Below are 23,908 nucleotides of genomic sequence, written 5' to 3' on the forward strand. Positions count from 1 at the left end.
CCTTCCGCCTTCGTGTTCCTCGCCGTGAGCCCGCAGCCCGGCCCGTCGAATCAGTCGGTCACCTGCGCTCGCGCGCCCACACCACCCGCAGCTCCGGCGAGCCCAGGATGTCCCGCTCGCAGAACCGCGATGTCACCCAGCGCTCGCCCGAGAACAGCTCGGTCTGATCGCTGTAGTAGGGGGAGGCGGGGTTCGACGACTGGGAGTACGTCAGCAGGGTGCGGGCCACCGGGCAGCGCCCGCCGTCCCAGCCGACCGTCTGGACATGGCTCGAACCGGTCACCACTTCGGTGTAGCCACCGCCCGCCGGATTCCACACCGGCTCGACCTTGTTCCAGACGCCGAGACCTTCCGTACCGCCCGGCACCGGGATCCGCTTCCCGTTCCGTACGACGAACTGGTGCTCACCCAGCGGCGCGTCCAGCGGAATACCGGCCGTACGCAGCTCGGCGACCGCCGCTGTCAGGGCCTGCGCGAAGCCGGGCGCTGCGGTGTTGAGCGTGTTCGGCGTACGCACCGGATCCGCCGCCGAGAACGGCACCTTCCACAACTGCGCCGTCGGCACCCTCGCCGTGAGCCCCCGCCAGAACCGGTCGAAGAGCAGCGCGCCCCGGCTGCCGGTGTTCATGGTCCGGTCCCACGCCGCCAGCACATCGCAGGCCTGGGCGAGATCGGCACCCTTGCCGGGCAGCGCCACGCACGCCTTCGCCGTGTCGGCCGCGGCCAGATCTCCGGCGGGCGCACGGTTCGCGAACTGCTGCTTCTGCAGGTCGGAGACGGTCAGTCGACCCTTGTCCGCCATCGCCGCCACATCCTCGATGCCGCCGCGGGTGCGCAGCGAACGGGGCGTGCCGATGGAGCCGAAGACCCGCTCGTAACCGGTCAGCGGGTGGTCGGCATTGGCCAGCCAGGCGCTGTCGTTGGAGTTTTCCGCATACGGCGCGTACTTCAGCGTCGGCATCTTCGACGGACCGAAGATGCCCGGCTGCACAGCGTCCTTGTCGGCGCCGAGCGCGCAGTCGCCGCGCGAGCCGTCCAGTACGGCAACCCCCGACGCCGGATAGGTCACTTTGCCGAGCGGTGTGGAGCAGCGCTGCGCCAGCTCATCGGTGATCCGGGGCAGCACCTGCGACTGCGAGAAGAGCGTGTGTCCCTTCGAGTCGGCGGCGATCGTGTTCACCCACGGCAGACCCTGGGTGCGCTTCAGCGCCTTCACCATGTCGTCCGTGGAGCGCGCCTTGCCGAAGGCCAGGGCGGTGTCGGAGCCGCGCAGATTGGTGGCGTTGGGGTCGTTGAGCGCGTACGCGGTCGTGGCGGACCAGGGCAGCGGCAGCGTCGGACCGAGCGAGGTGACGACCGGTCCGTACCGCGTCCACCACTGCGTACGGGTCACGGGTGCGCCGTCCTTGACCGGGACGCTCACGGTCCGCTTCGTCATCCGCTCGGGCTTCCCGTCCACCAGATACGCGGTCGGATCGGCCGGATCCAGCGTCAGCTGATGCAGATTCAGCGTGACACCGGTCGCGACAGTATGGCTCCAGGCGACCTTGTCGTTGAAGCCGATGTTGACCACGGCGGTGCCGAGCAGCGAGCTGCCGGAGACATTCAGCTCACCGGGGATGGTCTGCTGCGACTGCCAGAAGCGGCGGCCGCCCTGCCACGGGTAGTGCGGATTGCCGATCAGCAGTCCTCGACCGTTGGCGGTTGTACTGCCGCTGAACGCGACGGCGTTGGAGCCCATGTCGGCGTTCCCGGCGGCGAACAGCTCCCGCGCGGCCTTGGCCGTCCCGGCGGCGTCGGGTGCGCCGACCGGGGTCGTACCGGGCGGCTGCGCCGCGGTGATGCCGTCGATGCCGCGCCCCTGCCCGCCGAGTACCGATACGGCGAAGCCGCGCCGGGCCACGTCGAGCGTGGTCACCGGCCGGACCCAGTCGGCGTTCCTGCAGGCCGGATCGGTGATGCGATTCTGCTTCAGCCAGGCGTTGTAACCGGCCGCCCAGCCCCGCATCAGTTCCTTGACCTGTCTGCCGGCACCGGCCGGAGCCGGAGTGGCGAGCAGCTTCTCGACGGTGCCCGCGTCCCGTACACCGCGGAAGTAGAGATCGCTGGAGAGGTTCTTCGTCGCCGAGGAGAGCGAGCCGTCCGGGGCCCCGTCCGGGCCGAAGTGGCGCGAGCGCTCGCCTCGTACGGTGAGGAAGCCGTCGGCGAGTACGCACACCTGGTCGGCGGCCTGCGCCCAGCCGCTGCCGAAGCCAAGACTCGCGTAGTCCCTGGCGACAATGTGTGGAATGCCGTGCTCGGTGTAGCGGATGACGGCGGACAGACCGCCGCCGGAAGGATGCCGGCCGGGCCGGTCACGGGAATCGGCGGCCGCGGTCGGCGGCAGCGCGGCGGCTGCGGTCACCAGGGCTGTGCAGGTGAGTGCGAGCCGTCTCAGGCGGGTGCGGAAGAGCAACGTGCCTCCCAACGTGACTGCGGTGAAAGCTGGTTGGTCCATGCAGTCAGCCGGGGCAGGCGGTGTCAACATCCCGTTCGGTATCCAACACTTGACCGGCCGGTCGCCGCCGCCCAGGATCGCGCCATGACAGCTGTACGCAGCAACACAGTCGACGCCGGTGTGCGAAGCAGCGCACGGCGCACCCCCGACCGCACCGCCGTGCGCTACGCGGACCGGACCTGGAGCTATGCCGAACTCGACGCCGCCGTCACCACGGCGGCGGCCGTCCTGACCGGCCATGGCCTGCGACCGGGGGAGCGGGTCGCCTCCTACGGCCACAACTCCGACGCGTATCTCATCGGCTTCCTCGGCTGCGCCCGTGCGGGGCTCGTTCATGTCCCGGTCAACCAGAACCTCACCGGCGACGACCTCGCGTACATCATCGAGCAGTCGGGCAGCGCTCTCGTCCTCGCCGACCCCGACCTCGCGCCGCGGCTGCCGGCCGGACTGCCCGTCAGGCCGCTGCGCGACACGGACGACTCGCTGCTGACCGAGCTGCGTACGCCCCGCAGTTTCACACCCGAGCGCGAGCCGGGGACCGAGGACCTGGTCCAGCTGCTCTACACCTCCGGCACCACCGCCCTGCCCAAGGGCGCGATGATGACCCACCGGGCGCTCGTCCACGAGTACGTCAGCGCCGTTGCCGCCCTCGATCTGCGGGAGACCGACCGGCCCGTCCACTCGCTGCCGCTCTATCACTCCGCCCAGATGCATGTCTTTTTGCTGCCGTACCTCGCGGTCGGCGCGGAGAACACCATCCTGGACGCGCCCGACGCGACGCGGATCTTCGACCTCGTCGAAGCAGGCCGTGCCGACAGTCTCTTCGCACCGCCCACCGTATGGATCGGCCTGTCGAACCACCCGGAGTTCGCCACCCGCGACCTCGGCGCCCTGCGCAAGGCGTACTACGGCGCGTCGATCATGCCTGTGCCCGTGCTCGAGAGGCTCCGCGAGCGGCTGCCCGGTCTCGGCTTCTACAACTGCTTCGGGCAGAGCGAGATCGGCCCGCTCGCCACCGTTCTCGGCCCGGACGAGCACGAGGGCCGGATGGACTCCTGCGGACGGACCGTCCTTTTCGTCGAGGCGAAGGTCGTCGACGAGAGCGGCAAGGAGGTCGCCGACGGCACGGCCGGTGAGATCGTCTACCGCTCCCCGCAGCTCTGTGAGGGCTACTGGGACAAGCCGGAGGAGACCGAAGAGGCCTTCCGTGACGGCTGGTTCCACTCCGGTGACCTCGCGGTCCGGGACGCCGAGGGGTACTTCACGGTCGTCGACCGGGTGAAGGACGTCATCAACTCCGGGGGAGTACTGGTCGCTTCGCGACAGGTCGAGGACGTCCTCTACACCCATCCCGCCGTCGCGGAGACCGCGGTCATCGGCCTGCCCGACGAACGCTGGATCGAGGCCGTCACCGCCGTTGTCGTCGCGCGCGGTGAGGTGACGGAAGCCGAACTCATCGACCACGCACGTGAGAAGCTCGCCCACTTCAAGGCCCCGAAGAAGGTCCTGTTCGTGGACGAGCTGCCGCGCAACGCGAGCGGAAAGATCCTCAAGCGCGAGCTGAGGGACCGCTTCAATTCGTCCTGAGATCCACGATCCGCTTGATCTTGCCGACCGAACGCTCCAGCGTCCCGGGGTCGACCACCTCGACGTCGACCGACACTCCGATGCCGTCCTTCACGGCCGCCGCGACCGCCCGCGCGGCGGCCGCACGCTGCTCGGACGTCGCCTCCGGCCGCGACTCGGCCCGTACGGTCAGCGCGTCGAGACGGCCCTCGCGGGTCAGCCGCAGTTGGAAATGCGGGGCGACATGCGGCGTACGCAGCACGATCTCCTCGATCTGGGTCGGGAAGAGGTTCACTCCGCGCAGGATCACCATGTCGTCGCTGCGCCCGGTCACCTTCTCCATCCGCCGGAAGACCCGGGCCGTACCCGGCAGCAGCCGCGTCAGGTCCCGCGTCCGGTACCGGATCACCGGCATGGCCTCCTTGGTGAGCGAGGTGAAGACCAGCTCACCGGAGTCTCCGTCCGGCAGCACCTCACCGGTGAAGGGATCGACGACCTCCGGGTAGAAATGGTCCTCCCAGATGTGCAGCCCGTCCTTGGTCTCCACGCACTCCTGCGCCACGCCCGGCCCCATCACCTCCGACAGGCCGTATATGTCGACGGCGTCGATAGCGAACCGCTCCTCGATCTCGCGCCGCATCTCCTCCGTCCACGGCTCCGCGCCGAAGATCCCGACCTTGAGAGAGGTGGTACGCGGATCGACGCCCTGCCGCTGGAACTCGTCGAGGATCGTGAGCATGTACGAAGGGGTGACCATGATGATCTCGGGCCGGAAGTCCTGGATCAGCTGCACCTGGCGCGAGGTCATGCCGCCGGAGGCCGGGATGACCGTGCAGCCGAGGCGTTCGGCGCCGTAGTGCGCGCCTAGGCCGCCGGTGAACAGCCCGTATCCGTACGCCACATGGACCTTGTGGCCGGGCCGGCCACCTGCGGCGCGGATCGAACGGGCCACCACGTCCGCCCAGGTGTCCAGATCGCGCTCGGTGTACCCGACGACCGTCGGACGGCCCGTCGTCCCGCTGGAGGCATGGATCCGCCGCACCTCGGACTGCTCCACCGCGAACATCCCGAACGGATAGTTGTCCCGCAGATCGGTCTTGGCGGTGAACGGGAAGCGGGACAGATCGGCGAGCGTGCGGCAGTCCTCGGGACGAAGCCCCGCCTTGTCGAAGGCCGACCGGTAGAAGCCGACGTTTTCGTACGCATGGCGCAAGGTCGCCCGCAGCCGCTCGAGCTGCAGCGCCTCGAGCTCCTCGCGACTGAGCCGCTCCGCCGCATCCAGCAGGTCCGTCATTCGGATACTCCCGTCCCAAACCGGACGACCGATCATTCGGTCGTGCTGTTCCGGGATCAGTAATCCAGCCCGTCCCGTCTCCTCGCAAGGGGTTGATTCCCAGAAATCTCGGGCCCCGCACGATGCGCTCCGGGTGTAGGCCCATCGCTGGGGCGTTGATCCAGGTCGTCGTTCAGCCGGGTGGCGGCCACTTCCCCCGGCTCGACGATCCGGACTGGTGCGTACGGACGGTTGTCGGCTTCCTGTCGCGGTGAGCCGCTGGTGAGGGGGAAGATGCCGGGGTAGTAGTTGAAACCCGCAAACAACCGCCGAGAAGGAGACCATGATGCCTCAGCCCGAGGGCGCCGAGCTCGACGCCGTACTCGCCCGCAGGGAGAAGCTGCGGCAGCGCTATCTGCGCCCGATCACCGACCGGCCCCCGACCACCGCCCGCGGCATCCACCACGTGGCCTTCATCTGTCGCGACGTCGAGAAGACCATCCGCTTCTACCAGGAGTTCCTGGGCTTCCCGCTGGTCGAGATCGTGGAGAACCGCGACTACCGCGGCTCCACCCATTTCTTCTTCGACATCGGCCACGGCAATCTGCTGGGCTTCTTCGACTTCCCCGGCCACGCACACCCGCCCCTCAAGGAGACCATCGGCGGGGTGCAGCATCTCGCCCTGTCGGTGAGCGCGGCGCAGTACGACGCGGCCCGCGAGGCGATGGACGGGGCGGGCATCGAGTATCTCGGCCCCGACCGCGGGGTCGAGGACAGCCTGTACATCCGCGACCCCAACGGCGTGCCGCTGGAGCTGTTCCGGGAGCAGCTCGGCGTCTTCAACGGCGAGCGCATCCTCGGCCCGGCCGACGACGAGAGCTGACGCCGAGGGCCGGCTCGGATCAGGACCCGTACGGAGCGGTCCGGAGGCGGGCGATGCGATGTCCGCCCGTGGCGGGCTGCGGTCGCTTGTCAGGGCGCGATGTTGTGGTTCAAGCGGAACAGGTTGCCCGGGTCGTAGCGCCGTTTGATCGCCGTCAGACGGTCGTAGTTCTGCCGGTAGTTGGTCCGGACGCGGTCCTGGTCGTCGTGGTCCATGAAGTTCACGTAGCCGCCCTCCGCGGAGTACGGCTGGAGCGCCGTGAAGAAGCCGCGTACCCAGTCCTTCTGCACCTCGCAGTCTTCGCGGGTGGTGAGGGTCGGGCTGAGCGCGGTTGAGAAGTCGACGTCCCGGTAGGAGAACGCGGTCTCCTCGGGTCCGATCCTGTGGCAGGCGCCGTCGATGGGGAACACCACCGTCGCGCTCTGGATGGAGGGGGTCGTGGCGCCGTGCTCGACGTATGCGTCGATGGCCCCGTCCGGCAGGCCCCGGCTGAAGGTGCCCTTCCAGTAGTGGAAGAGACCCGCGGGCACCAGTTCGTCGAAGAGGGTGTTGATCACTGGGTAGGGCATGCGCCCCACGTGCTGCCCCACCACCGGTCCGAGCCCGGCGAGACGGGCACGGACCTGGTCGTCCTGGTCTTCCGGCCCGGTCCAGCAGGTGATCACCCCGCAGAGCGGCCGCCCGTGCCAGCGCTCGGGCAGGAACGGGAGCGGCGGGCCCAGCCCGACGACGAGCAAGGCGCCGAGCTCCTCGTCGGAGTCGGCGATCAGCTCCCGGTACCGGCGGATCACGTCGCCGTCGAGCGGATAGAACGTCGGCCCGCCGAGGATGTCGGCCACGGGGTGCAGCCGGTACGCGAAGGACGTGACGACTCCGAAGTTTCCGCCGCCACCGCGCACCGCCCACATCAGGTCGGCGTTGTGCTCCTCCGTGCAGGTCAGGAAGGATCCGTCGGCCGTGATCACGTCGACCGAGATCAGGTTGTCGCAGGCCAGGCCACAGCGGCGGGCCAGATAGCCCATGCCCCCGCCCGTGGTCAGACCGCCGACGCCGGTGGTGGAGACGATCCCGCCCGTGGTGGCCAGACCGAAGGCGTGGGTGGCGTGGTTGACGTCGGCCCAGGTGCAGCCGCCCTCGGCCCTTGCCGTACGTGCCTCGGCATCGACTCGAGTACCGCGCATCCGTCCCAGGTCGAGTACGACACCGTCGTCGCAGGTCCCGTAGCCGGGGACGCTGTGGCTGCCGCCGCGAACCGCAAGCGGCAGCCGCTGCTCGCGAGCGAAGTCGACGGTGGCGATGACATCGCCCGCGTCGACGGCCCTGACGATGATCGCCGGCCGCTTGTCGTGCATGGCGTTGTAGACCTTGCGGGCGTCGTCATAGCCGGGGTCGCCGGGTTCGACGATGTCGCCGTGCACGGCTCCGCGCAGCCGCTCCAACAGCTGCACGTCCAGTGCTGATGTGTGGGTGGTCATGATCGCCACCGGCTTTCCGCGACTTCGGGGAAACGGGTACAGGACCGTTGTAGGCACGCGGTCGGGCGGTACTCATCGTCGGAACCGCTCATTTCGCCGGAGCGGGCATGGGCAGAACAGCCCATACGTACCCGGAGCGGGTACGCGGGATCACGCGAGGCCGTGCGTGTATGCGTACGCCGTGGCCGCGGCCCGTGAGGACACGTCGAGCTTGGCGAAGATGTTGTTGAGGTGCCGGGCGACGGTGTGCTCGCTGATCAACAGTTCTGCGGCGACGGAGCGGTTCGTCCCGCCCGCGGCGACCAGCCGCAGCACCTGGATCTCCCGCTCGGTGAGCTCGCCCGGCTGCCGGTGGTACACGCTGCTGAGCAGGGCCGCCGCCCGACGCGCGTCCGGCGTGGCGCCCAGCCGTTCGAAGGCTGCCCGTGCGGCCCGCAGCTCCAGCCGGGCACTCTCGTCGTCGCCCGCGGCCCGGTCGGCGGCGGCCAGGGTCATCCGGACCTGAGCCGCCTCGTACGGGACGCCCAGTTCCAGCCACAGCGACAGCGACCGGCGCAGAAGGGGAAGCGCACGTTCGAGGTCACGGTCGGCGAATGCCACCGCACCGCCCGCCGCCGCGGCGATCGCATGCAGCATGGTGGTCGTGGACTGGCGCCGCTGCTGCCACTCGCGCGCGATGGACTCCAGTTCGTCCGCCGCCGCACGGGCCTGGTCGAACTGTCTGAGGGCGAGCGAGACCTCGACCTGGCCCGCGAGCAGCCGGCAGCGCCCGAGACGGTCGGGCCGCCCATTGCCACCGTCCTCGTCCGCCAGCGCCAGCCGCAGGGCTGCGGCGGAGGAGTCGGCCTTGCCCTGGGCCAGGCGCAGCAGCGCGAGGCCCGGCTGCGGGTCACGGCCGAGCTCGTGCGCGCGGGCGTACGATGCCTCGGCCGCGGCCAGGTCGCCGCGCCGACGATGGATACCTCCGGCCAGGTAGAACGCCTCCGCAGCCGTCCGGCCCTCGTAGGGCAGCAGCTCTCTGCAGGTCAGGGCGGCCTCGGTTTCGGCCTGGGGCCAGTCACCGCACAGCTCGAGCACCTCCACCCGGTGCACCCGGCACAGACCCCGGAAGTTGTTCTCCTCGGGCATCGACGCACACCAGGCCATTGCCGCGTCGGTCCACTCGACGGCCCGTTCCAGGTCGGCGGAGTACATGCACTGCTGAAGGCCCAGGCAGTAGATCCACCCGGTGAACAACGAGCTGAGCTCGCCCGCCATGGTCGAGCACATGGCGTCATCGAGCAGTGCGAGCCCGTCGGCGATCCGTCCCTGCGCCAGCAGCACGCCCGCCTGCGCCTGGGTGCTCATGGCGAGGAGATCCGGGCTGCCGCAGCGCTGCGCGATACCGCCCATGCGGCGGGCACAGGCCATGGCCTCGTCGAACGCGCCACGCTGCTTTGCCTCCTCCGACTCGACCCAGGCGAGATAGCAGTGCTCGACGCACTCGGGCTCGCCTCTGAGGTGCTGCCGCGCCCGGCTCAGCCAGCCCGCGGCCGCGGCTGTTCGCCCCGCCAGCTGATACTCGTAGAAGAGCATCCATGCGGTGAATCCGGCCTGCCGTGCGGTGCCCGCCGCCACGTAGCCGGAGTAGGCCTTGATCCTGGCTGCGATCGATTCCTCGACGCGGCTGGTCCACCAGGCGGCGTCGGCGAGTACGGCGAGATCGTCGGGGGCCATGCGGCCGGGGTCGAGGTCGCGCAGGGCGCCATACACGTCGGCCCACGCCTCGCGGGCGGCGGCGTCCCTCGCCTGCTTGATCGCTCGATCGGTACCGGTGATCTGCTCAGCCACGCGGCGGCTCCCTTCCCGCTCTCCGCGAGCCGGACCGCCCCCTCACCAGAATAGGAGCGAGCGGCTCCGGTGGGCGCGGCAGATATGCCGCATCGATTGAGGGCCCCGGCTTCGGCACGCCGGGGCACCTTTGCGCGCGCCTGCTCCGGCAGCCGGCCCCGCCTCGTACGATCAACGCCGATGCATCGATCCGAGAAGGGGAGCGCGTGCAACTGAGTATGTCCATAAGGTGTTTGATGGCCGCGGGTGCCGCCATGACCGTGCTGCTCACGGGAGCGGGCACGGCCTCCGCCGCCCCGGCCGCGCCTCAGCCGTCGGCCTCGGTCCCTGCGGCCGCTGCAGGTTCCAACTCGTACGCAGGCCTGCACACGATCGCTGATCTCTCCGCGCAGCGGCTCACCACCGCCGATCTGGTCGCCGCGGCCAAATACGGCACAGGCAGCCCCATCGACGACCCGGCCCGGGAGAAGCAGGTCCTCGACGGCGTGGCGCAGCAGGCCCGCGATCTCGGTGCCGACCCCGAGGCGACGGTACGGATCTTCCGTGACCAGATCGAGGCCAACAAGCTTGTCCAACGAGCCCTGTTCCACCGCTGGGACGCGGATTCTTCGCGGGCCCCGACGGAACGGCCCGACCTCGCGGAGGTACGCAAGGAGATCAACCGCATCAATGCCGCTCTCGTCCGGAGCATCGCCGATTCCGCCTCGGCCCGGCCGGCTCCGTACTGCGACGGCCAGCTGATCGCCTCGGCAGCACACGTACGGCACGAGCGGCAGCTCGACGCGCTCCATTCGATCGCGCTGGCCCGCTCACTGCGTTCCGTCTGCGGCGACTGACCCTGGGTTCGCGCGTCCGGCAGCCCCGGGCGAGCGACGGCGGGCCGGAAGGTCATTGCGCGGCCGACTCCACCGCCACCGTCCGGGCCCAGCGGTAGTCCGCCTTGCCGCTCGGCGAACGCTGTATCTCCGGTGCGATCACCAGCTGCCGCGGGATCTTGTAGCCGGCGAGCCGGGTGCGGCAGTGCGACTGGATGTCGTCCAGCGTCGGTGTGAGCGCGCCGTCGCGGACCTGCACCACGGCCGCCACATGGTTGCCCCACCTGGTGTCCGGCACCCCGGCGACCAACGCGTCGTACACGTCCGGATGCGACTTGAGCGCCTGCTCGACCTCCTCCGGATACACCTTCTCGCCACCGGTGTTGATGCACTGCGAGCCGCGGCCGAGAACGGTGACGACGCCCTCCTCGTCGACCGTCGCCATGTCGCCGAGCAGCACCCACCGCTCGTTGCCGCGCTGGAAGAAGGTCTCGGCGGTCTTCTCCGGGTCGTTGTAGTAGCCGAGCGGGACGTGTCCGCGCTGGGCGACGCGGCCCGGCTCGCCCGGCTTCACCGGTTCGTACGTGGCCGGGTCGACCACCGCCGTACGGGCGTTGACCCGCAGTCTGAAGCCCTTCTCCGGTCCTGAGTCGTCGGTTGCGGTGCCGTTGAAGCCGGACTCCGACGAGCCGAAGTTGTTCAGCAGCATCACATGCGGCACCAGCGCGGTGAACTGCGCACGCACCGTATCGGACATGATCGCCCCGGAGCTCGAGACGCTGAACACCGAGGAGCAGTCGGTGCCCTTGAGCGGCCCGGACAGCGCGTCGATCAACGGCCGCAGCATCGCGTCGCCGACCAGCGACACGCTGGTGACCTTCTCCTTCTCGATCGTGCGGAGCACTTCTTCCGGCACGAACTTGCGGTGGATGACGATCCGTTGGCCGAAGTTGAAGGCGATGAACGCGGTGAGGGTGGAAGTGCCGTGCATCAGCGGCGGAGTGGGGAAGAAGGTGATGCCGTCGCCGCCCGCGGCCACCCGCTCGGCGAGCTCCTCGGGTGCGCCAACCGGCTCGCCCGTCGGTGCGCCGCCGCCGAGCCCGGCGAAGAACAGGTCCTCCTGGCGCCACATCACGCCCTTGGGCATACCGGTGGTGCCGCCGGTGTAGATGATGAACTGGTCGTCGGCGGAGCGTGCCCCAAAGCCGCGCTCGGGTGAGGCGGCAGCCTCGGCCTCCGTGAAGGCGACGGCGGACAGCCGCGGCGCGTCGTCCGGCGGCGTACCCACGCGCACCAGATGCCTCAGTTTCCGCGTCTGCGGGAACGTGGCCGCGACCCGTTCGGTGAACTCCGCGTCGAAGACGAGCGCGGCGAGATCGGCGTCGCGGTAGAGGTAGACCAACTCCTCCTCCACATACCGGTAGTTGACGTTGACCGGCACGATCCGTGCCTTGAGGCAGCCGAGCACGGTCTGCAGATACTCGATGCCGTTGTAGAGATGCAGGCCGAGATGCTCGCCGGGCTCGATGCCCGCATCGATCAGATGGTGTGCGACGCGATTGGCCGCCGCGTCGAGTTCCGCGTAGCTGAGCCTGCGCTCGGCGCCCGTACCGGGATGGTCGATGTACACGAGCGCCTCGCGGTCCGGCACCACATCGACGACCGATTCGAACAGGTCGGCAAGGTTGTACTCCACCGTTCCTCCTGACCCCCGGCGACACCCGGCGAACTTCGGCTCGGCGGTCATTAGAGCGCCGGTCGGCACAACTGGGAAGGGGTGCCGCAGAAGAAATCTGACTGTCTGTCAGAAAACTATTGAACTGGGCCCCGGCCTACTGCAACCTGTTCTAGGTCTTGAGACGGGAGGTCTGCACATGGGACAACACGGTGGTACCGAACACGGTGGTACCGAACACCTCACCGTGCAGCGCGAAGGCGCCACGCTGGTGCTCACCTTGAACAGGCCCGAGGCGAAGAACGCGCTCTCGATGCCGATGCTGGTCGGGCTGCACGACGGCTGGCTGGAGGCGGACGAGGACGACGCGATCCGCTCCATCGTGCTGACGGGTGCGGGCGGCTCCTTCTGCGCCGGCATGGATCTGAAGGCCCTCGCGGGCAAGGGGATGGAAGGAGAGCACTACCGGGACCGGATGAACGCCGACCCGGATCTGCACTGGAAGGCGATGCTGCGCCACCACCGTCCCCGTAAACCGGTGATCGCCGCCGTCGAGGGGTACTGCGTCGCCGGCGGCACCGAGATCCTTCAGGGCACCGACATCCGGGTCGCGGGCGAGAGCGCCACCTTCGGTCTCTTCGAGGTCAAGCGGGGCCTCTTCCCGATCGGTGGCTCGACCGTACGGCTTCAGCGCCAGATCCCACGGACACACGCCCTGGAAATGCTGCTCACCGGCCGCCCGTACAGCGCGCAAGAAGCGCAGCGGATCGGGCTCATCGGCCATGTCGTCCCCGACGGCACGGCGCTGGAGAAGGCCCTCGCCATCGCCGAGCAGATCAACGCCTGCGGACCGCTCGCCGTCGAGGCCGTGAAGGCGTCGGTCTACGAGACCGCCGAGCTGACCGAGACCGAGGGCCTGGCCGCCGAGCTGAAACGCGGCTGGCCGATTTTCGACACCGCCGACGCCAAGGAAGGCTCCCGCGCCTTCGCCGAGAAGCGCCCGCCGGTCTTCCGGCGCGCCTGACCGAGGGAGATGCCAGATGCCCGAGCTCCTCAGTGCACCGCTGGTCGTCGAGTTCCCGTTCACCCGCTCCCTCGGCCCCGTACAGAGCGCCTTCCTCACCGGACTGCGCGAGCGCACCGTACTCGGCGTGCGGACCAGTGACGGCAAGGTCCTCGTACCACCCGTCGAGTACGACCCCGCCACCGCCGAGGAGATCCGCGATCTGGTCGAGGTCGGCGCCACCGGAACCGTCACCACCTGGGCCTGGAACCCCAGCCCGCGCCGCGGCCAACCGCTGATGACGCCCTTCGCCTGGGTGCTGGTGAAGCTCGACGGCGCCGACACCTCGCTCCTCCATGTCCTCGACGCACCGGGCCCCGACGACATGCGCAGCGGAATGCGCGTCCGTATCCGCTGGGCCGAGGAGCGCACCGGAGCCATCACCGACATCGCCTGCTTCGAGCCGGCCGACAGCGAGCCGGCCGCTCACGTCACCGGGCACAGCGGCGTGTTCGACGACGCGGTCACCGCCATCGTGACTCCCGCCCGGCTCGACTACACCTACTCGCCGGGCCGCGCCCAGTCCGGCTACATCAACGCCCTCGCGGGACGCAGGACCGTCGGCGAGCGCTGCCCGTCCTGCCGGAAGGTGTACGTCCCGCCCCGTGGCGCCTGCCCCACCTGCGGCGTCGCCACCACCGAGCAGGTCGAGGTCGGGCCGAGCGGCACCGTCACCACCTACTGCATCGTCAACATCAAGGCTGCGCATACGGCGAATCTCGACATCGAAGTGCCGTACGTCTACGCGCACATCGCCCTCGACGGCGCCGACCTCGCCCTGCACGGACGCATCGGCGGCATCCCGTACGACCAGGTGCGCATGGGCCTGCGCGTCGAACCGGTGTGGACGTCAAGCAGCCGCCACCCCGACCACTACCGGCCCACCGGCGAGCCGGACGCCGACTACGACCAGTACAAGGAGCTGCTCTGATGCGATACGCCAGGGACGTGGCCATCGTCGCCTTCGCGCAGACGGACACGCTGCGGCGCACCGACGAGCTCTCCGAGGTCGAGATGGTGATGCCGGTGCTGCACGACGTGCTGCGGCAGACCGGACTGCAGACCAGCGACATCGGCTTCACCTGCTCCGGCTCCACCGACTATCTCGCCGGCCGGGCCTTCTCCTTCACCATGGCCCTCGACGGCGTCGGCGCCTGGCCGCCGATCTCGGAGTCCCATGTGGAGATGGACGGCGCCTGGGCGCTCTACGAGGCCTGGGTGAAGATCCTCACCGGCGAGGCGGACACCGCCCTCGTCTACGCCTACGGCAAGTCCTCACCGGGCGAGGTGCGCGATGTACTGACCCGCCAGCTCGACCCGTACTACGTCGCGCCGCTCTGGCCCGACTCGATCGCGCTCGCCGCACTCCAGGCACAGGCGCTGATCGACGCCGGCGCGGCGGACGAGCCCGCGCTCGCCGCCGTCGCGGCCCGCAGCCGCACCGACGCCTCGGACAACCCGCACGCTCAACTGAAGGGTCCGGTTCCGTCGGGCGAGTACCTCGTCCGGCCGTTGCGGACCGGGGACTGCCCGCCCATCGGCGACGGCGCGGCCGCGGTGATCCTCGCGGCCGGGGACCGGGCCCGCGGGCTGTGCGAGCGCCCCGCCTGGATCCGCGGCATGGACCACCGCATCGAGCCGCACAGCCTCGGCGTACGCGACCTCACCGACTCGCCGTCCACCCGCATCGCCGCCGAACACGCCGGAGCCTTCGAACGGCCGGTGGACACCGCCGAGCTGCATGCCCCCTTCAGCTCCCAGGAAGTCGTCCTGCGCCGCACCCTCAAGCTCAACGACAGCGTGAGGGTCAACCCGTCCGGCGGAGCGCTCGCCGCCAACCCGGTCATGGCCGCGGGCCTCATCCGCCTCGGCGAGGCCGCCGCCGGTATTCACCGCGGCGAGTCCGACCGGGCGCTCGCCCACGCCACCTCCGGCCCCTGCCTCCAGCAGAACCTGGTCGCCGTACTCGAGGGAGAGTCATGAGCAAGGCTGCGACATCCAAAGAGTGCGTGGCCGTCGTCGGTATCGGTCAGACCAAGCACGTCGCCGCCCGCCGGGACGTCTCCATCGCCGGTCTCGTACGCGAAGCGGCCCGGCAGGCCCTGGATGACGCCCAGCTGACCTGGGCGGACATCGACGCCGTCGTCATCGGCAAGGCCCCCGACTTCTTCGAGGGCCTGATGATGCCGGAGCTCTATCTCGCCGATGCGCTCGGTGCGGTCGGCAAGCCCATGCTGCGCGTCCACACCGCGGGCTCGGTCGGCGGCTCCACCGCGCTCGTCGCGTCCAACCTGGTGGCCTCCCGCGTGCACAGCACCGTGCTCACCCTCGCCTTCGAGAAGCAGTCCGAGTCCAACGCCATGTGGGGCCTGTCCCTGCCGATCCCCTTCCAGCAGCCGCTGCTGGCGGGCGCGGGCGGCTTCTTCGCCCCGCACGTACGGGCGTACATGCGCCGCACCGGTGCCCCCGACACGGTCGGCTCCCTCGTCGCGTACAAGGACCGCCGCAACGCCCTGAAGAATCCGTACGCCCATCTCCATGAGCACGACATCACGCTGGAGAAGGTCCAGGCGTCCCCGATGCTCTGGGACCCGATCCGCTACTCCGAGACCTGCCCGTCCTCCGACGGCGCGTGCGCGATGATCCTCACCGATCGCGCGGGCGCGGCCCGTTCACCGCGGCCGCCCGCGTGGATGCACGGCGGCGCGATGCGCAGCGAACCCACGATGTTCGCGGGCAAGGACTTCGTGTCGCCGCAGGCCGGCAAGGACTGCGCGGCCGATGTCTACCGGCAGGCAGGGATCGCCGACCCGCGCCGTGAGATCGACGCCGTCGAGATGTACGTCCCCTTCTCCTGGTACGAGCCGATGTGGCTGGAGAACCTGGGCTTCGCCGCTGAGGGCGAGGGCTGGAAACTCACCGAGTCCGGCGTCACCGAACTCGATGGCGATCTGCCCGTCAACCCGTCGGGCGGGGTGCTGTCCACCAACCCCATCGGTGCCTCCGGCATGATCCGTTTCGCCGAGGCAGCCCTCCAGGTGCGCGGCCGGGCCGGCGAGCACCAGGTCGAGGGAGCCCGTAAAGCACTGGGACACGCCTACGGCGGCGGAGCACAGTTCTTCTCCATGTGGCTGGTCGGCGCCGAACCGCCCACGACATGACCGTCCCCCTGCGGCGGCGCGTCACGTCGGACAGGCCGCGGTCCTTCTTCCGTGGCCTGTCCGTGACCGGAGACGGTCGCTAGTCTGAGGCCCGGACGACGAACCGGGAGGAGCACGGACGTGGCCGAGAGCATGACCACCACGCAGATGTTTTCGGGCTGGGACAAGCCCGAACTCGACCTCAGCAATGCCGACTGGCAGTCGAGCAGCCAGGGAACGGGGGACGTCCAGATCGCCTTCGTCGAGGGATTCATTGCCATGCGCAACGGTGGCCGGCCGGAGAGCCCGTCGCTGATCTTCAGCCCGGCCGAGTGGCGCGCCTTCGTCATCAACGCCCGCGACGGGGAGTTCGACCTCACGTGACGGTCATGTGACCGTCTGAGCCGCCCTCTCCGTCCTCTTTGCGCGGGCGTCGACGACGGCGTACGGCAGACCGGGCAGCAACAGCACAAGCGTGCCCCACAGAGGCAGGTCGAACAGCGGCTCGTCGCCGGCCAGCCGGTCGGTGATCACCATGACCGGCAGGCCGACCACGAAGGCGAGCAGCCAGCCCTTGCGTATGCCGAGGCTGCCGCGGCGCAGCTCCCAGGCGACGGTGACCGCCGCGACGGCGGCGTAGAAGGCGATACGGCTGGGGAGCACGGGCAGCACCGTGCTCCACCGGAGCAGGTGCCCGAGCAGCAGCACCACGCCGAGAACGAAGGAAACCGTCGCGGCCATCCGCAGCAGCCGGTACGGCAGCGGGCGGTGGGCCCGGGCCCGGGACGCGGCGAACGCCGTGATGTCCTGGCCGACGACGTCCTTCGGGGTGCGCCCGGCCGCCTCGGCGTCCGCGAGTTCCTTGGCGAGATTTTTGAGCAACTCCCGTACGGAGGCCTCGTCGAGGCCCCGGTACTCCCAGTTGCTGCGGCACACCGCCAGCACATCGTCGTTCGTCATTCCGCGATTCCCCCCGTGGTCCGGTGTCGAGCATCCCGACGATACTTGTGCGGTCCGTACTGCTTCAGTGCGGCGCTGCTGTTTCGCCATGACCGCGCGGGCCGCTCGGCCGGGACTGCCCAGGCCCGCCGACGGGTTCGGCGCCGCAGCTCGCGACATGCGCACCGGGATTTGAACATGATGAGGGAGTTTCCCGTATCTCTCTGCGCGCACCGGAAACCGGGGTGCGCAGCTTTCCCGCGAGGAATCCGTTCCGAGACTGTGAGGGATCAGCCCATGAATGAGCCCGTCAATCCTCCTCTCCAAGCTCTCCCGGACGGTGAGGCCGAACTCCGCCTGGTGGTCCGTCTGCAGTGGGAGGACGTTGCGGCGCTGGGGCAGGAGGCCGGCCGGCTGGCTGCTCAGATGCAACGTCCGGTGAGTCTCGACGAGGCTGCCAGCCATCGGCTGCGTACGCGGTCGGCAACCCACGCGCGACCCGCACCGGAGCGGACTCAGCACGGTGCACCCTCCTCGGTGTCGTCCCTCACGGCTCGCACACCCGGTGAGCACGCCCGGCAGGCCATAGAGAAGATCAACGGGTCTGTCGCCACCGGGCTCGGCCCCACCCAGACCTCGGCCTGACGGGCCGGCGGAGTACTCCGCACAACCGCGTTTTGCAAGGCCGGTCCGCGCACGGCCTCGCGGGCGTACTCTGAGGTGCCTCGAGGACGTACGTCCGGCAGCCCCCTTGCCGCGCCGGACGCACGCCCCGGCCGTGGGGGTGCACCATGACGCGACGCGCCGGCAGAAACAGGCGTCGGCTCTTCGAGCGCGAAGCCGAACTGGCCGCTGTTGACGAAGCATTGAGCGAGCTGGTCGGCCTCCATCCGGACGACGCGGAACTTCCCGAGCGCCCGCGTGGCGCACTGCTCGCCTTTGCGGGCCACGCGGGCCTCGGTAAGACGACCCTCCTGACCGAGGTCCGCCGCCGCGCTGCCGCAAAGGGCTGCACCGTGCTCTCCGCGCGCGGCGGCGACCAGGAACAGCGCGTCGCCTTCCATGTCGCACGCCAGCTCATCCAGCCGCAGCTCGCCGGCTCCTCCGACACCGCACTCCGACTGCGGCTGGGGAGTTGGTACGCCATCGTCGGCCCCGCACTCGGCCTGTGCACCGCGGAGGCGGGCGCCCCGCCCGACCCGCAGGGTCTGCGCGACGGCCTCGACTGGGTCCTCACGCATCTCGCCGTTCAGCGCGCCCCGCTCGTCCTCGTCCTCGACGACGCACACTGGGCCGACCCGGAGTCGCTGAGCTGGCTCGCCGCCTTCGCGCCGCGCGCCGAAGAACTGCCGATGCTGCTCGTCGTCGCCTACCGACCCGAGGAACTCCCCGACCACGCCCAGCAGTTCCGCGGACTCCCCGGCCGGGCCGGACACCGTCCCATCGACCTCGAACCCCTCACGGCACCGGCCGTCGGCCGGCTCGTACGTGACCGGCTCGGCGCCCACGCCGACGACGCGTTCTGCCGCGAATGCTGGGCCGTCACCGCGGGCAACCCCTTTGAAGCCGTCGAACTCACGGCCAAAGTCCACGACGGGGGACTCGAACCCAACGAGGCCGGCGCCCACCTCCTGCGCGACCTCGCCGCCGCCGTCAAAGGCAGCGGACTCGTCACCCGCCTGGAGCGCCTCGGCACCTCCACCGTGCGTCTCGCCTGGGCCGGCGCCGTACTCGGCACCGAAATCCCGCCCGCCCTCGCCGCCGCCGTCGCGGGCCTCGGCAGCGAAACGGCCGCCGACGCCGCCGACCGGCTGCGCGACGCCCGCATCCTCACCGGCTCCGACACCCTCGAATTCGTCCACCCTCTGATCGCCACCGCCGTCTACCGCGCCATCCCCGATGCCGTGCGTGTCGCCCTGCACGGCCAGGCCGCCTGGTCCGTCGTCGACGCCGGACTCGGCTCCACCGCAGCAGCCCGGCACCTCATGGAGACCCACCCCGAAGGCGACCCCTGGGTCGTCCACCATCTGCGCCGGGCCGCCCGCGAGACCCTGCGCGCCGGAGCCCCCGACGCCGCCCGCCGCCATCTCGCCCGCGCCCTGCGCGAACCCCCGCCCTTCGAGGACCGGGCCGCCGTCCTGTACGAACTCGGCTGCGCCTCCCTGCTCACCGAACCCGCCACCACCGTCAACCATCTGCGAGCGGCCCTCGAAGAGCCCATCGCCGACCCCGCCCTGCGCCAGGGCATCGTCTACCGCCTCTCCCAGGTCCTCGCCCACAGCGACCGTCTCGGCGAAGCCTCCGACACCCTGGCCCGCGAAGCCCGCCTCACCACCGACCCGCGCGCCCGGCTGCGTATGCAGGCAGAGAAGTTCATGTGGGACGCCTTCCGCGCCGACGAGCCCGACTCGCCCGCCCGCTCCAGGCGGCTGGCCCGCCTCGCCGACCGGCTCACCGGACGAGACCTCACCGAGCGCTACATCATCGGCCTCCGCGGCTGGGACGCCATGCTGCGCGCCGAACCCGCCTCCGTCGCCCTCCGCCACGCCGAACGCGCCCTCGACGGCGGACTGGGCTGGGCCGCCGAGGACCGCGGCTTCGAAGTTCCCGTCCTGGTCGCCCTCACCTTTCTCTACGCCGACCGCCCGGGCCGTGCCGAGGAGTTGTTCGCGGTCGGCACCGCGGAGTTCGAACGCCAGGGCTGGCGCGGCGCGCACCTCTCGTTTGCGTACACCCTCCTCGCCTACATCCGCTTCCGGCGCGGACGTTTGGCGGAGGCGGAGGACTTCGTACGGGCCGGGCTGCGGCTCGCCGAACGGGTTGGTCCCCGTACACCCGTCGAGTGGTATGCGCTCGGCACGCTCGTCGAGATCCTGCTCGCCCGAGGACGTACCGACGAGGCCGTACGGGTCGCACAGGACCACGGCTTCGGCGAACCCTTTCCCGCGGCTGTGACCTTCCCCGACTCCCAGACCGTGTACGGCGAACTGCTGCTCGCCTGCGGCCGCCCGAAGGAGGCGGCCGTGGAACTCGCCGCGGCCGGCCGACGGCTCGACCCGCGTGGAATGCGCAACCCCGCCTGGTGCCCCTGGCAGCTCCACCTCGCCCTCGCGGAGGCGCACGACGCTCCGGAACGTGCCCAGGAGACCGCCCTCGAAGCGGTGGACCGCGCCCGCAGGTTCGCCACGGCCTCGGCGATCGGCCAGGCGCTGCGCGTCGCCGCCGAAGTCTCCGGCGGCACCGAACGCACCGCCCTCCTCGAAGAGGCCGTGTTCCGGCTGGAGCGCTCACCCGCCGCGTATGAACTGGCCCGCGCCCTCGTCGACCTCGGTACGCACCTGCGCCGTACCGGTCGTCCGCAGGAAGCCGCCGAGCACCTCTACCGGGGTCTCGATGCGGCCGGGCAGTGTGGCGCGGACGGGCTCGCGGACACGGCCCGTGACGAACTCGCCGCCGCCGGGTTGCGGCCGCGGCAGCTGCGTGCCATCGAGACCGACGCCCTCACCGCCCGCGAACGGACCGCGGCCGTGCTGACGGTCAAGGGACGCGACACCGCCGCCGTGGCGGCCACCCTCCACGTTGACGAGCAGGCCGTGACCAGGTTGCTCTCCGCCGTCTACCGCAAGGTGGGCACCGATGCGGCGGGCCTGGCGGAGGCCCTCGGCGACACTCTCGCCGACACCCTGGACGGCTCTCGTGCACGGTGACAGACGGCGTCCAAGAGGCACCGGGCCCCGGCTCGGCCGGGCCCGCCCGGACACGTACCATGGCGGTATGTCCTTCCTCCGCCGCCGCAGCGCCGCCACCCCCGCGGGCCCGGACTTCGATGTCCTGGCCATGGACCCGGGGGACTGGCCCGGCAATCTCGGCGCCGGGCTTCTTCCCGCTCCCGACGGCACCTGCCAGGGCGTCTTCCTGCGGTACGACCTGTTCGGCGGGCGCGGCCCCGCGATGATCATCGGCAATCTGCCGGAGGGCTCGCCGGCCCGCGACATCGAAGAGGGCGAGATCCCCTTCGAGGTGGCGCAGCTGCTGCTCGCGCTGGAGAACGACGAGCCCGTCGATGTGGTGGACGTCGAGGACATGCCGGTGATGCAGGGCGACAACCTGCTGATCGTGCGGCGTCTCAAGCTCTCCGAAAGCCGTATCTCCTGCGTCCAGTTCGACCGCAGCGACAATGTCCTGGTCACCATCGCCAGCTGGGACCGGCCGATCACGGACGATCTGTACGCACTGCTCAAGCCACTGCCCGCGGAGCTGTTCCAGCAGGGCTGAGAACCCCAGGCCGCCCCCGGTCCGGCGGCACGGCCCGCCGCGATCGTCCGCACGATGGGCCGCAACGGCCGGTGCTGTGTTCTGACGGTGCCGTGTTCTGGCCATGCTGTGTTCCGACCCCGCTCTGTGCTGTACGCGCTACGTCCTGACGGCAGGCATCCGGGCGAACAGCGTCAGGGCACGGGCCGCCGAAGTGCCCGGTCCGGAGGGGCCGTTCAGCCGCCACGGAACGGCATGTCCGGCCCGCAGATCCTCCTCGCGATAGCGCCTGCAGCAGCGGTGCCAGGTCAGGATCCCGGACATCCAGTTCTCCAGCTCGTGGACATAGCCGTCCAGGATCTCCCGGGTCTCGTCGTCCAGGCCGCGGTCGTCGTAGAGCTGGGGCAGCTCGTGCGCGGCGACGTGCTGGAACTGCCGCATCCGCGAGTTCATCAGATCGGCGACGATCGACACTCCCGTCGGGTAGTCGACGCCGAAGAAGTTCTGCACGACCAGGACCGCGTTGTGCACCTCGCCCTCGTACTCGATCTCCTTCTGGTAAGAGAAGAGATCGTTGACGAGCGTGGCCTGGTCCATGGCGGCGTTCTCCAGCGAGCGGACGGGACCGCTGAGATAGATCTCCTCGGGCACCCGTTCGCCGTGCCGGATCCGGCACAGCCTCGTCGTCATCTCGGCGCCGAAGGTGTGACGTCGCATCTCGATGTAGTCCACCGGATCCGGGATGCGGTGCTGTGCCTGATTGGCCAGCTCCCACAGCCAGGACGCCGTCATGATCTCCACAGACGCGCGGAAGGTGCGGCGGTCCTTCGCCGACATCGGGCCCGCCGTGCGCTGCCACAGATCGTCCAGACCGCGTTCCATCGCGCTGGAGGGCTCCGGTGCCGGTGAGCCGTCCACCGGCATGAACAACGACAGCCGCTCGTTGGCGGCCCGCGCACCGGCCAGATCGCGGGAGCGTCCGTACCCCGCGGGGAAGAGATCGTCCCCGTACGTGCCCCAGGTCAGCCACGCCGACGACAGATCGAGCTCTTCGGGCGTCGCTTCCGGGTGGATCCCCGCCGCGCAGAGCGGGAAGTCGAAGCCCGCCACCTTCCGCTCGTCCCAGACGTGCGAACCGGGCAGCCCCGGCTGAGCCTCCAGCATGCCCATCCGACGGGCCCACTCGACCGTCCGGACCCGTGAGCCCTCCAGATGAGGACTGAGCGTCGTCTTGAACGGCATAAGGAATTCCGGCAGTTGGGACGGCCCCACCCGCTGGTGCGGCAGATGGGTGAGGCTGCGCCACCGGGCGGCCTCCGCGCGCGGAGTGAGCCGGATGGAAGCCGCGGCCATCCCGAAGGCGCCCCCCGGGAGCCCTGGGCCGGTGTGTGCGTCCTCGTTCATATAGCGGCTGGAGCGCATGTGCCACTCATGGCCGCCGGACTGCCAGTCCTGCAGACCCTTCACATAGGCCAGCACAGCGGCGGTCCCCGCCGGATCGAGGCCCTTCTCGGCGCAGAGCGGCCCCAGTTCGGTGAAGAAGGTGTTCTCGAACTGCTGCAGCCGTGAGGTCAGCAGATCATTGACCGCCCCGGCCGCCTCCTGGGTCGTACAGCCCAGAAAGGTCTCCAGTACCAGTACGCCATTGCTGTTCTCGCCCTCGGCCTCGACCTCGCGCTGGTACGAGAAGAGGTCGTTGCGCAGATGCACACCGTCCGAGAAGGCGTCCCGCAGGACCCGCAGCGGCCGGGAGTCCGCGACGGACTCCGGGACCTCGGCCCGCGCCACGTACTCCACTAGACATGCCGACCAGGGAGCGCCACCCACCTTGCGGCGCATCTCGATGTACTCGACGGGGTTGGCGATGCGCCCCTCGTTGATGTTGGACAGTTCCCAGAGGGATTCGTTCAGCAGATTCTCGGTGGCCTCGGCGAACCGGACCCGCCAGCCGTCGGACATGCTGGGCACGGTCCGCGCCCACAGATCGGCGAGACCCGCCTCGACCGGGTTGGTGGGTTCGGGCGTACCCGCCGAAAGATCCATCGGCATGAAGGCCGGCAGCCGGTCCAGATATGCCTTCCCACCGTCGCGGTCCTGGCTGCGCTTGAAGATCTCCAGGAAGTGGTCGTCGAAGAAGAAGACCCACACATACCAGTCGGTCACCAGGGAGAGCGCGTCGGCGTCGCAGTCGGGATGGGTGTACGAGCACAGCAGGGCGTAGTCGTGCCCGTCGAGGTCGCTCTCCTCCCAGATGCCGGAACCCTCCAGCATCGTCATCCGATGCGCCCACTCCTTGGTGTGCCGTCGTGCCGCCTCGAGATGCGGATTGAGCCGCGCCGGGTACGGAACGTAGAAGTCCGGCAGTACGAAGGGCTGTGCCATGTGCGCCAGGGCCTTTCGGTGAGCATCCGCGCGCGAGAGCGCGGCCCGGAGGTGGACGGCCCAGCCCTACCCGTCGCCCGTACGGCCCACGCTCCACGGCAATTAGTCACACAAGC

18 protein-coding genes are annotated in these 23,908 nt (G+C 70.0%); 11 read left to right on the top strand and 7 right to left on the bottom strand.

What is annotated here, in order from left to right; all coding sequences use genetic code 11:
- Positions 1–58 precede the first annotated feature (58 nt).
- Entirely contained in the window at positions 59–2,497 is a 2,439-nt protein-coding gene (locus tag ACFYXH_RS12485) for a penicillin acylase family protein (protein ID WP_389562042.1), read from the bottom strand.
- An 84-nt stretch (positions 2,498–2,581) separates the two neighbouring features.
- On the opposite strand from ACFYXH_RS12485, the gene ACFYXH_RS12490 reads away from it, so the two are divergent.
- The gene (locus tag ACFYXH_RS12490; protein ID WP_389562043.1) at positions 2,582–4,084 is read left to right on the top strand and encodes an acyl-CoA synthetase; all 1,503 of its coding nucleotides are present in this window, start codon (positions 2,582–2,584) and stop codon (positions 4,082–4,084) included.
- Here the strand turns inward: ACFYXH_RS12490 and paaK are convergent.
- Entirely contained in the window at positions 4,071–5,357 is a 1,287-nt protein-coding gene (gene paaK, locus ACFYXH_RS12495; RefSeq protein WP_389562044.1) for a phenylacetate--CoA ligase PaaK, read from the bottom strand. The genes ACFYXH_RS12490 and paaK overlap by 14 nt on opposite strands.
- Before the next feature lie 325 nt (positions 5,358–5,682).
- Here paaK and ACFYXH_RS12500 point away from each other — a divergent pair, with 325 nt between their 5' ends.
- Positions 5,683–6,219, top strand: a complete 537-nt coding sequence (locus ACFYXH_RS12500; protein WP_389562045.1) for a VOC family protein — start codon at positions 5,683–5,685, stop codon at positions 6,217–6,219.
- 89 nt (positions 6,220–6,308) lie between these two features.
- Here the strand turns inward: ACFYXH_RS12500 and ACFYXH_RS12505 are convergent, their stop codons facing one another.
- Entirely contained in the window at positions 6,309–7,694 is a 1,386-nt protein-coding gene (locus ACFYXH_RS12505) for an FAD-binding oxidoreductase (RefSeq protein ID WP_389562046.1), read from the bottom strand.
- Positions 7,695–7,844: 150 nt separating this feature from the next.
- Positions 7,845–9,524 (bottom strand): LuxR C-terminal-related transcriptional regulator, encoded by a 1,680-nt coding sequence (locus tag ACFYXH_RS12510; RefSeq protein WP_389562047.1) that lies wholly within the window; start codon positions 9,522–9,524, stop codon positions 7,845–7,847.
- 236 nt (positions 9,525–9,760) lie between these two features.
- On the opposite strand from ACFYXH_RS12510, the gene ACFYXH_RS12515 reads away from it, so the two are divergent.
- A complete protein-coding gene (locus ACFYXH_RS12515) occupies positions 9,761–10,360 on the top strand; it encodes a chorismate mutase (RefSeq protein WP_389562048.1) in 600 nt (199 codons plus the stop codon).
- A gap of 52 nt (positions 10,361–10,412) precedes the next feature.
- Here the strand turns inward: ACFYXH_RS12515 and ACFYXH_RS12520 are convergent, their stop codons facing one another.
- Positions 10,413–12,035, bottom strand: coding sequence for an acyl-CoA synthetase (locus ACFYXH_RS12520; RefSeq protein WP_389562049.1), 1,623 nt, complete (start codon positions 12,033–12,035; stop codon positions 10,413–10,415).
- A 178-nt stretch (positions 12,036–12,213) separates the two neighbouring features.
- Here ACFYXH_RS12520 and ACFYXH_RS12525 point away from each other — a divergent pair, with 178 nt between their 5' ends.
- From ACFYXH_RS12525 to ACFYXH_RS12545, 5 genes are all read left to right on the top strand, one after another.
- Positions 12,214–13,038 (top strand): crotonase/enoyl-CoA hydratase family protein, encoded by an 825-nt coding sequence (locus ACFYXH_RS12525; protein ID WP_385301050.1) that lies wholly within the window; start codon positions 12,214–12,216, stop codon positions 13,036–13,038.
- Between the two features lie 16 nt (positions 13,039–13,054).
- The gene (locus ACFYXH_RS12530; RefSeq protein WP_389562050.1) at positions 13,055–14,008 is read left to right on the top strand and encodes a Zn-ribbon domain-containing OB-fold protein; all 954 of its coding nucleotides are present in this window, start codon (positions 13,055–13,057) and stop codon (positions 14,006–14,008) included.
- The gene (locus tag ACFYXH_RS12535; protein ID WP_389562051.1) at positions 14,008–15,060 is read left to right on the top strand and encodes a thiolase domain-containing protein; all 1,053 of its coding nucleotides are present in this window, start codon (positions 14,008–14,010) and stop codon (positions 15,058–15,060) included. The genes ACFYXH_RS12530 and ACFYXH_RS12535 overlap by 1 nt, the downstream gene beginning before the upstream one ends.
- Positions 15,057–16,238 (top strand): thiolase domain-containing protein, encoded by a 1,182-nt coding sequence (locus tag ACFYXH_RS12540; RefSeq protein ID WP_389562052.1) that lies wholly within the window; start codon positions 15,057–15,059, stop codon positions 16,236–16,238. The genes ACFYXH_RS12535 and ACFYXH_RS12540 overlap by 4 nt, the downstream gene beginning before the upstream one ends.
- Before the next feature lie 132 nt (positions 16,239–16,370).
- Complete coding sequence (locus ACFYXH_RS12545; protein WP_362685183.1) at positions 16,371–16,601, top strand: DUF397 domain-containing protein; 231 nt, start codon at positions 16,371–16,373, stop codon at positions 16,599–16,601.
- Positions 16,602–16,604: 3 nt separating this feature from the next.
- Here the strand turns inward: ACFYXH_RS12545 and ACFYXH_RS12550 are convergent, their stop codons facing one another.
- Positions 16,605–17,177: a hypothetical protein gene (locus ACFYXH_RS12550; protein ID WP_389562053.1), complete on the bottom strand. Its 573-nt coding sequence runs from the start codon at positions 17,175–17,177 to the stop codon at positions 16,605–16,607.
- 276 nt (positions 17,178–17,453) lie between these two features.
- Here ACFYXH_RS12550 and ACFYXH_RS12555 point away from each other — a divergent pair, with 276 nt between their 5' ends.
- From ACFYXH_RS12555 to ACFYXH_RS12565, 3 genes are all read left to right on the top strand, one after another.
- The gene (locus ACFYXH_RS12555) at positions 17,454–17,801 is read left to right on the top strand and encodes a hypothetical protein (protein ID WP_389562054.1); all 348 of its coding nucleotides are present in this window, start codon (positions 17,454–17,456) and stop codon (positions 17,799–17,801) included.
- 146 nt (positions 17,802–17,947) lie between these two features.
- Positions 17,948–20,863 (top strand): ATP-binding protein, encoded by a 2,916-nt coding sequence (locus tag ACFYXH_RS12560; RefSeq protein WP_389562055.1) that lies wholly within the window; start codon positions 17,948–17,950, stop codon positions 20,861–20,863.
- A 67-nt stretch (positions 20,864–20,930) separates the two neighbouring features.
- The gene (locus ACFYXH_RS12565) at positions 20,931–21,431 is read left to right on the top strand and encodes a hypothetical protein (protein WP_327321566.1); all 501 of its coding nucleotides are present in this window, start codon (positions 20,931–20,933) and stop codon (positions 21,429–21,431) included.
- Positions 21,432–21,569: 138 nt separating this feature from the next.
- Here the strand turns inward: ACFYXH_RS12565 and ACFYXH_RS12570 are convergent, their stop codons facing one another.
- Positions 21,570–23,792, bottom strand: a complete 2,223-nt coding sequence (locus ACFYXH_RS12570; protein ID WP_389562056.1) for a germacradienol/geosmin synthase — start codon at positions 23,790–23,792, stop codon at positions 21,570–21,572.
- Positions 23,793–23,908: the final 116 nt, after the last annotated feature.

The organism is Streptomyces sp. NPDC002730 (assembly GCF_042888805.1).
Lineage (GTDB): Bacteria > Actinomycetota > Actinomycetes > Streptomycetales > Streptomycetaceae > Streptomyces.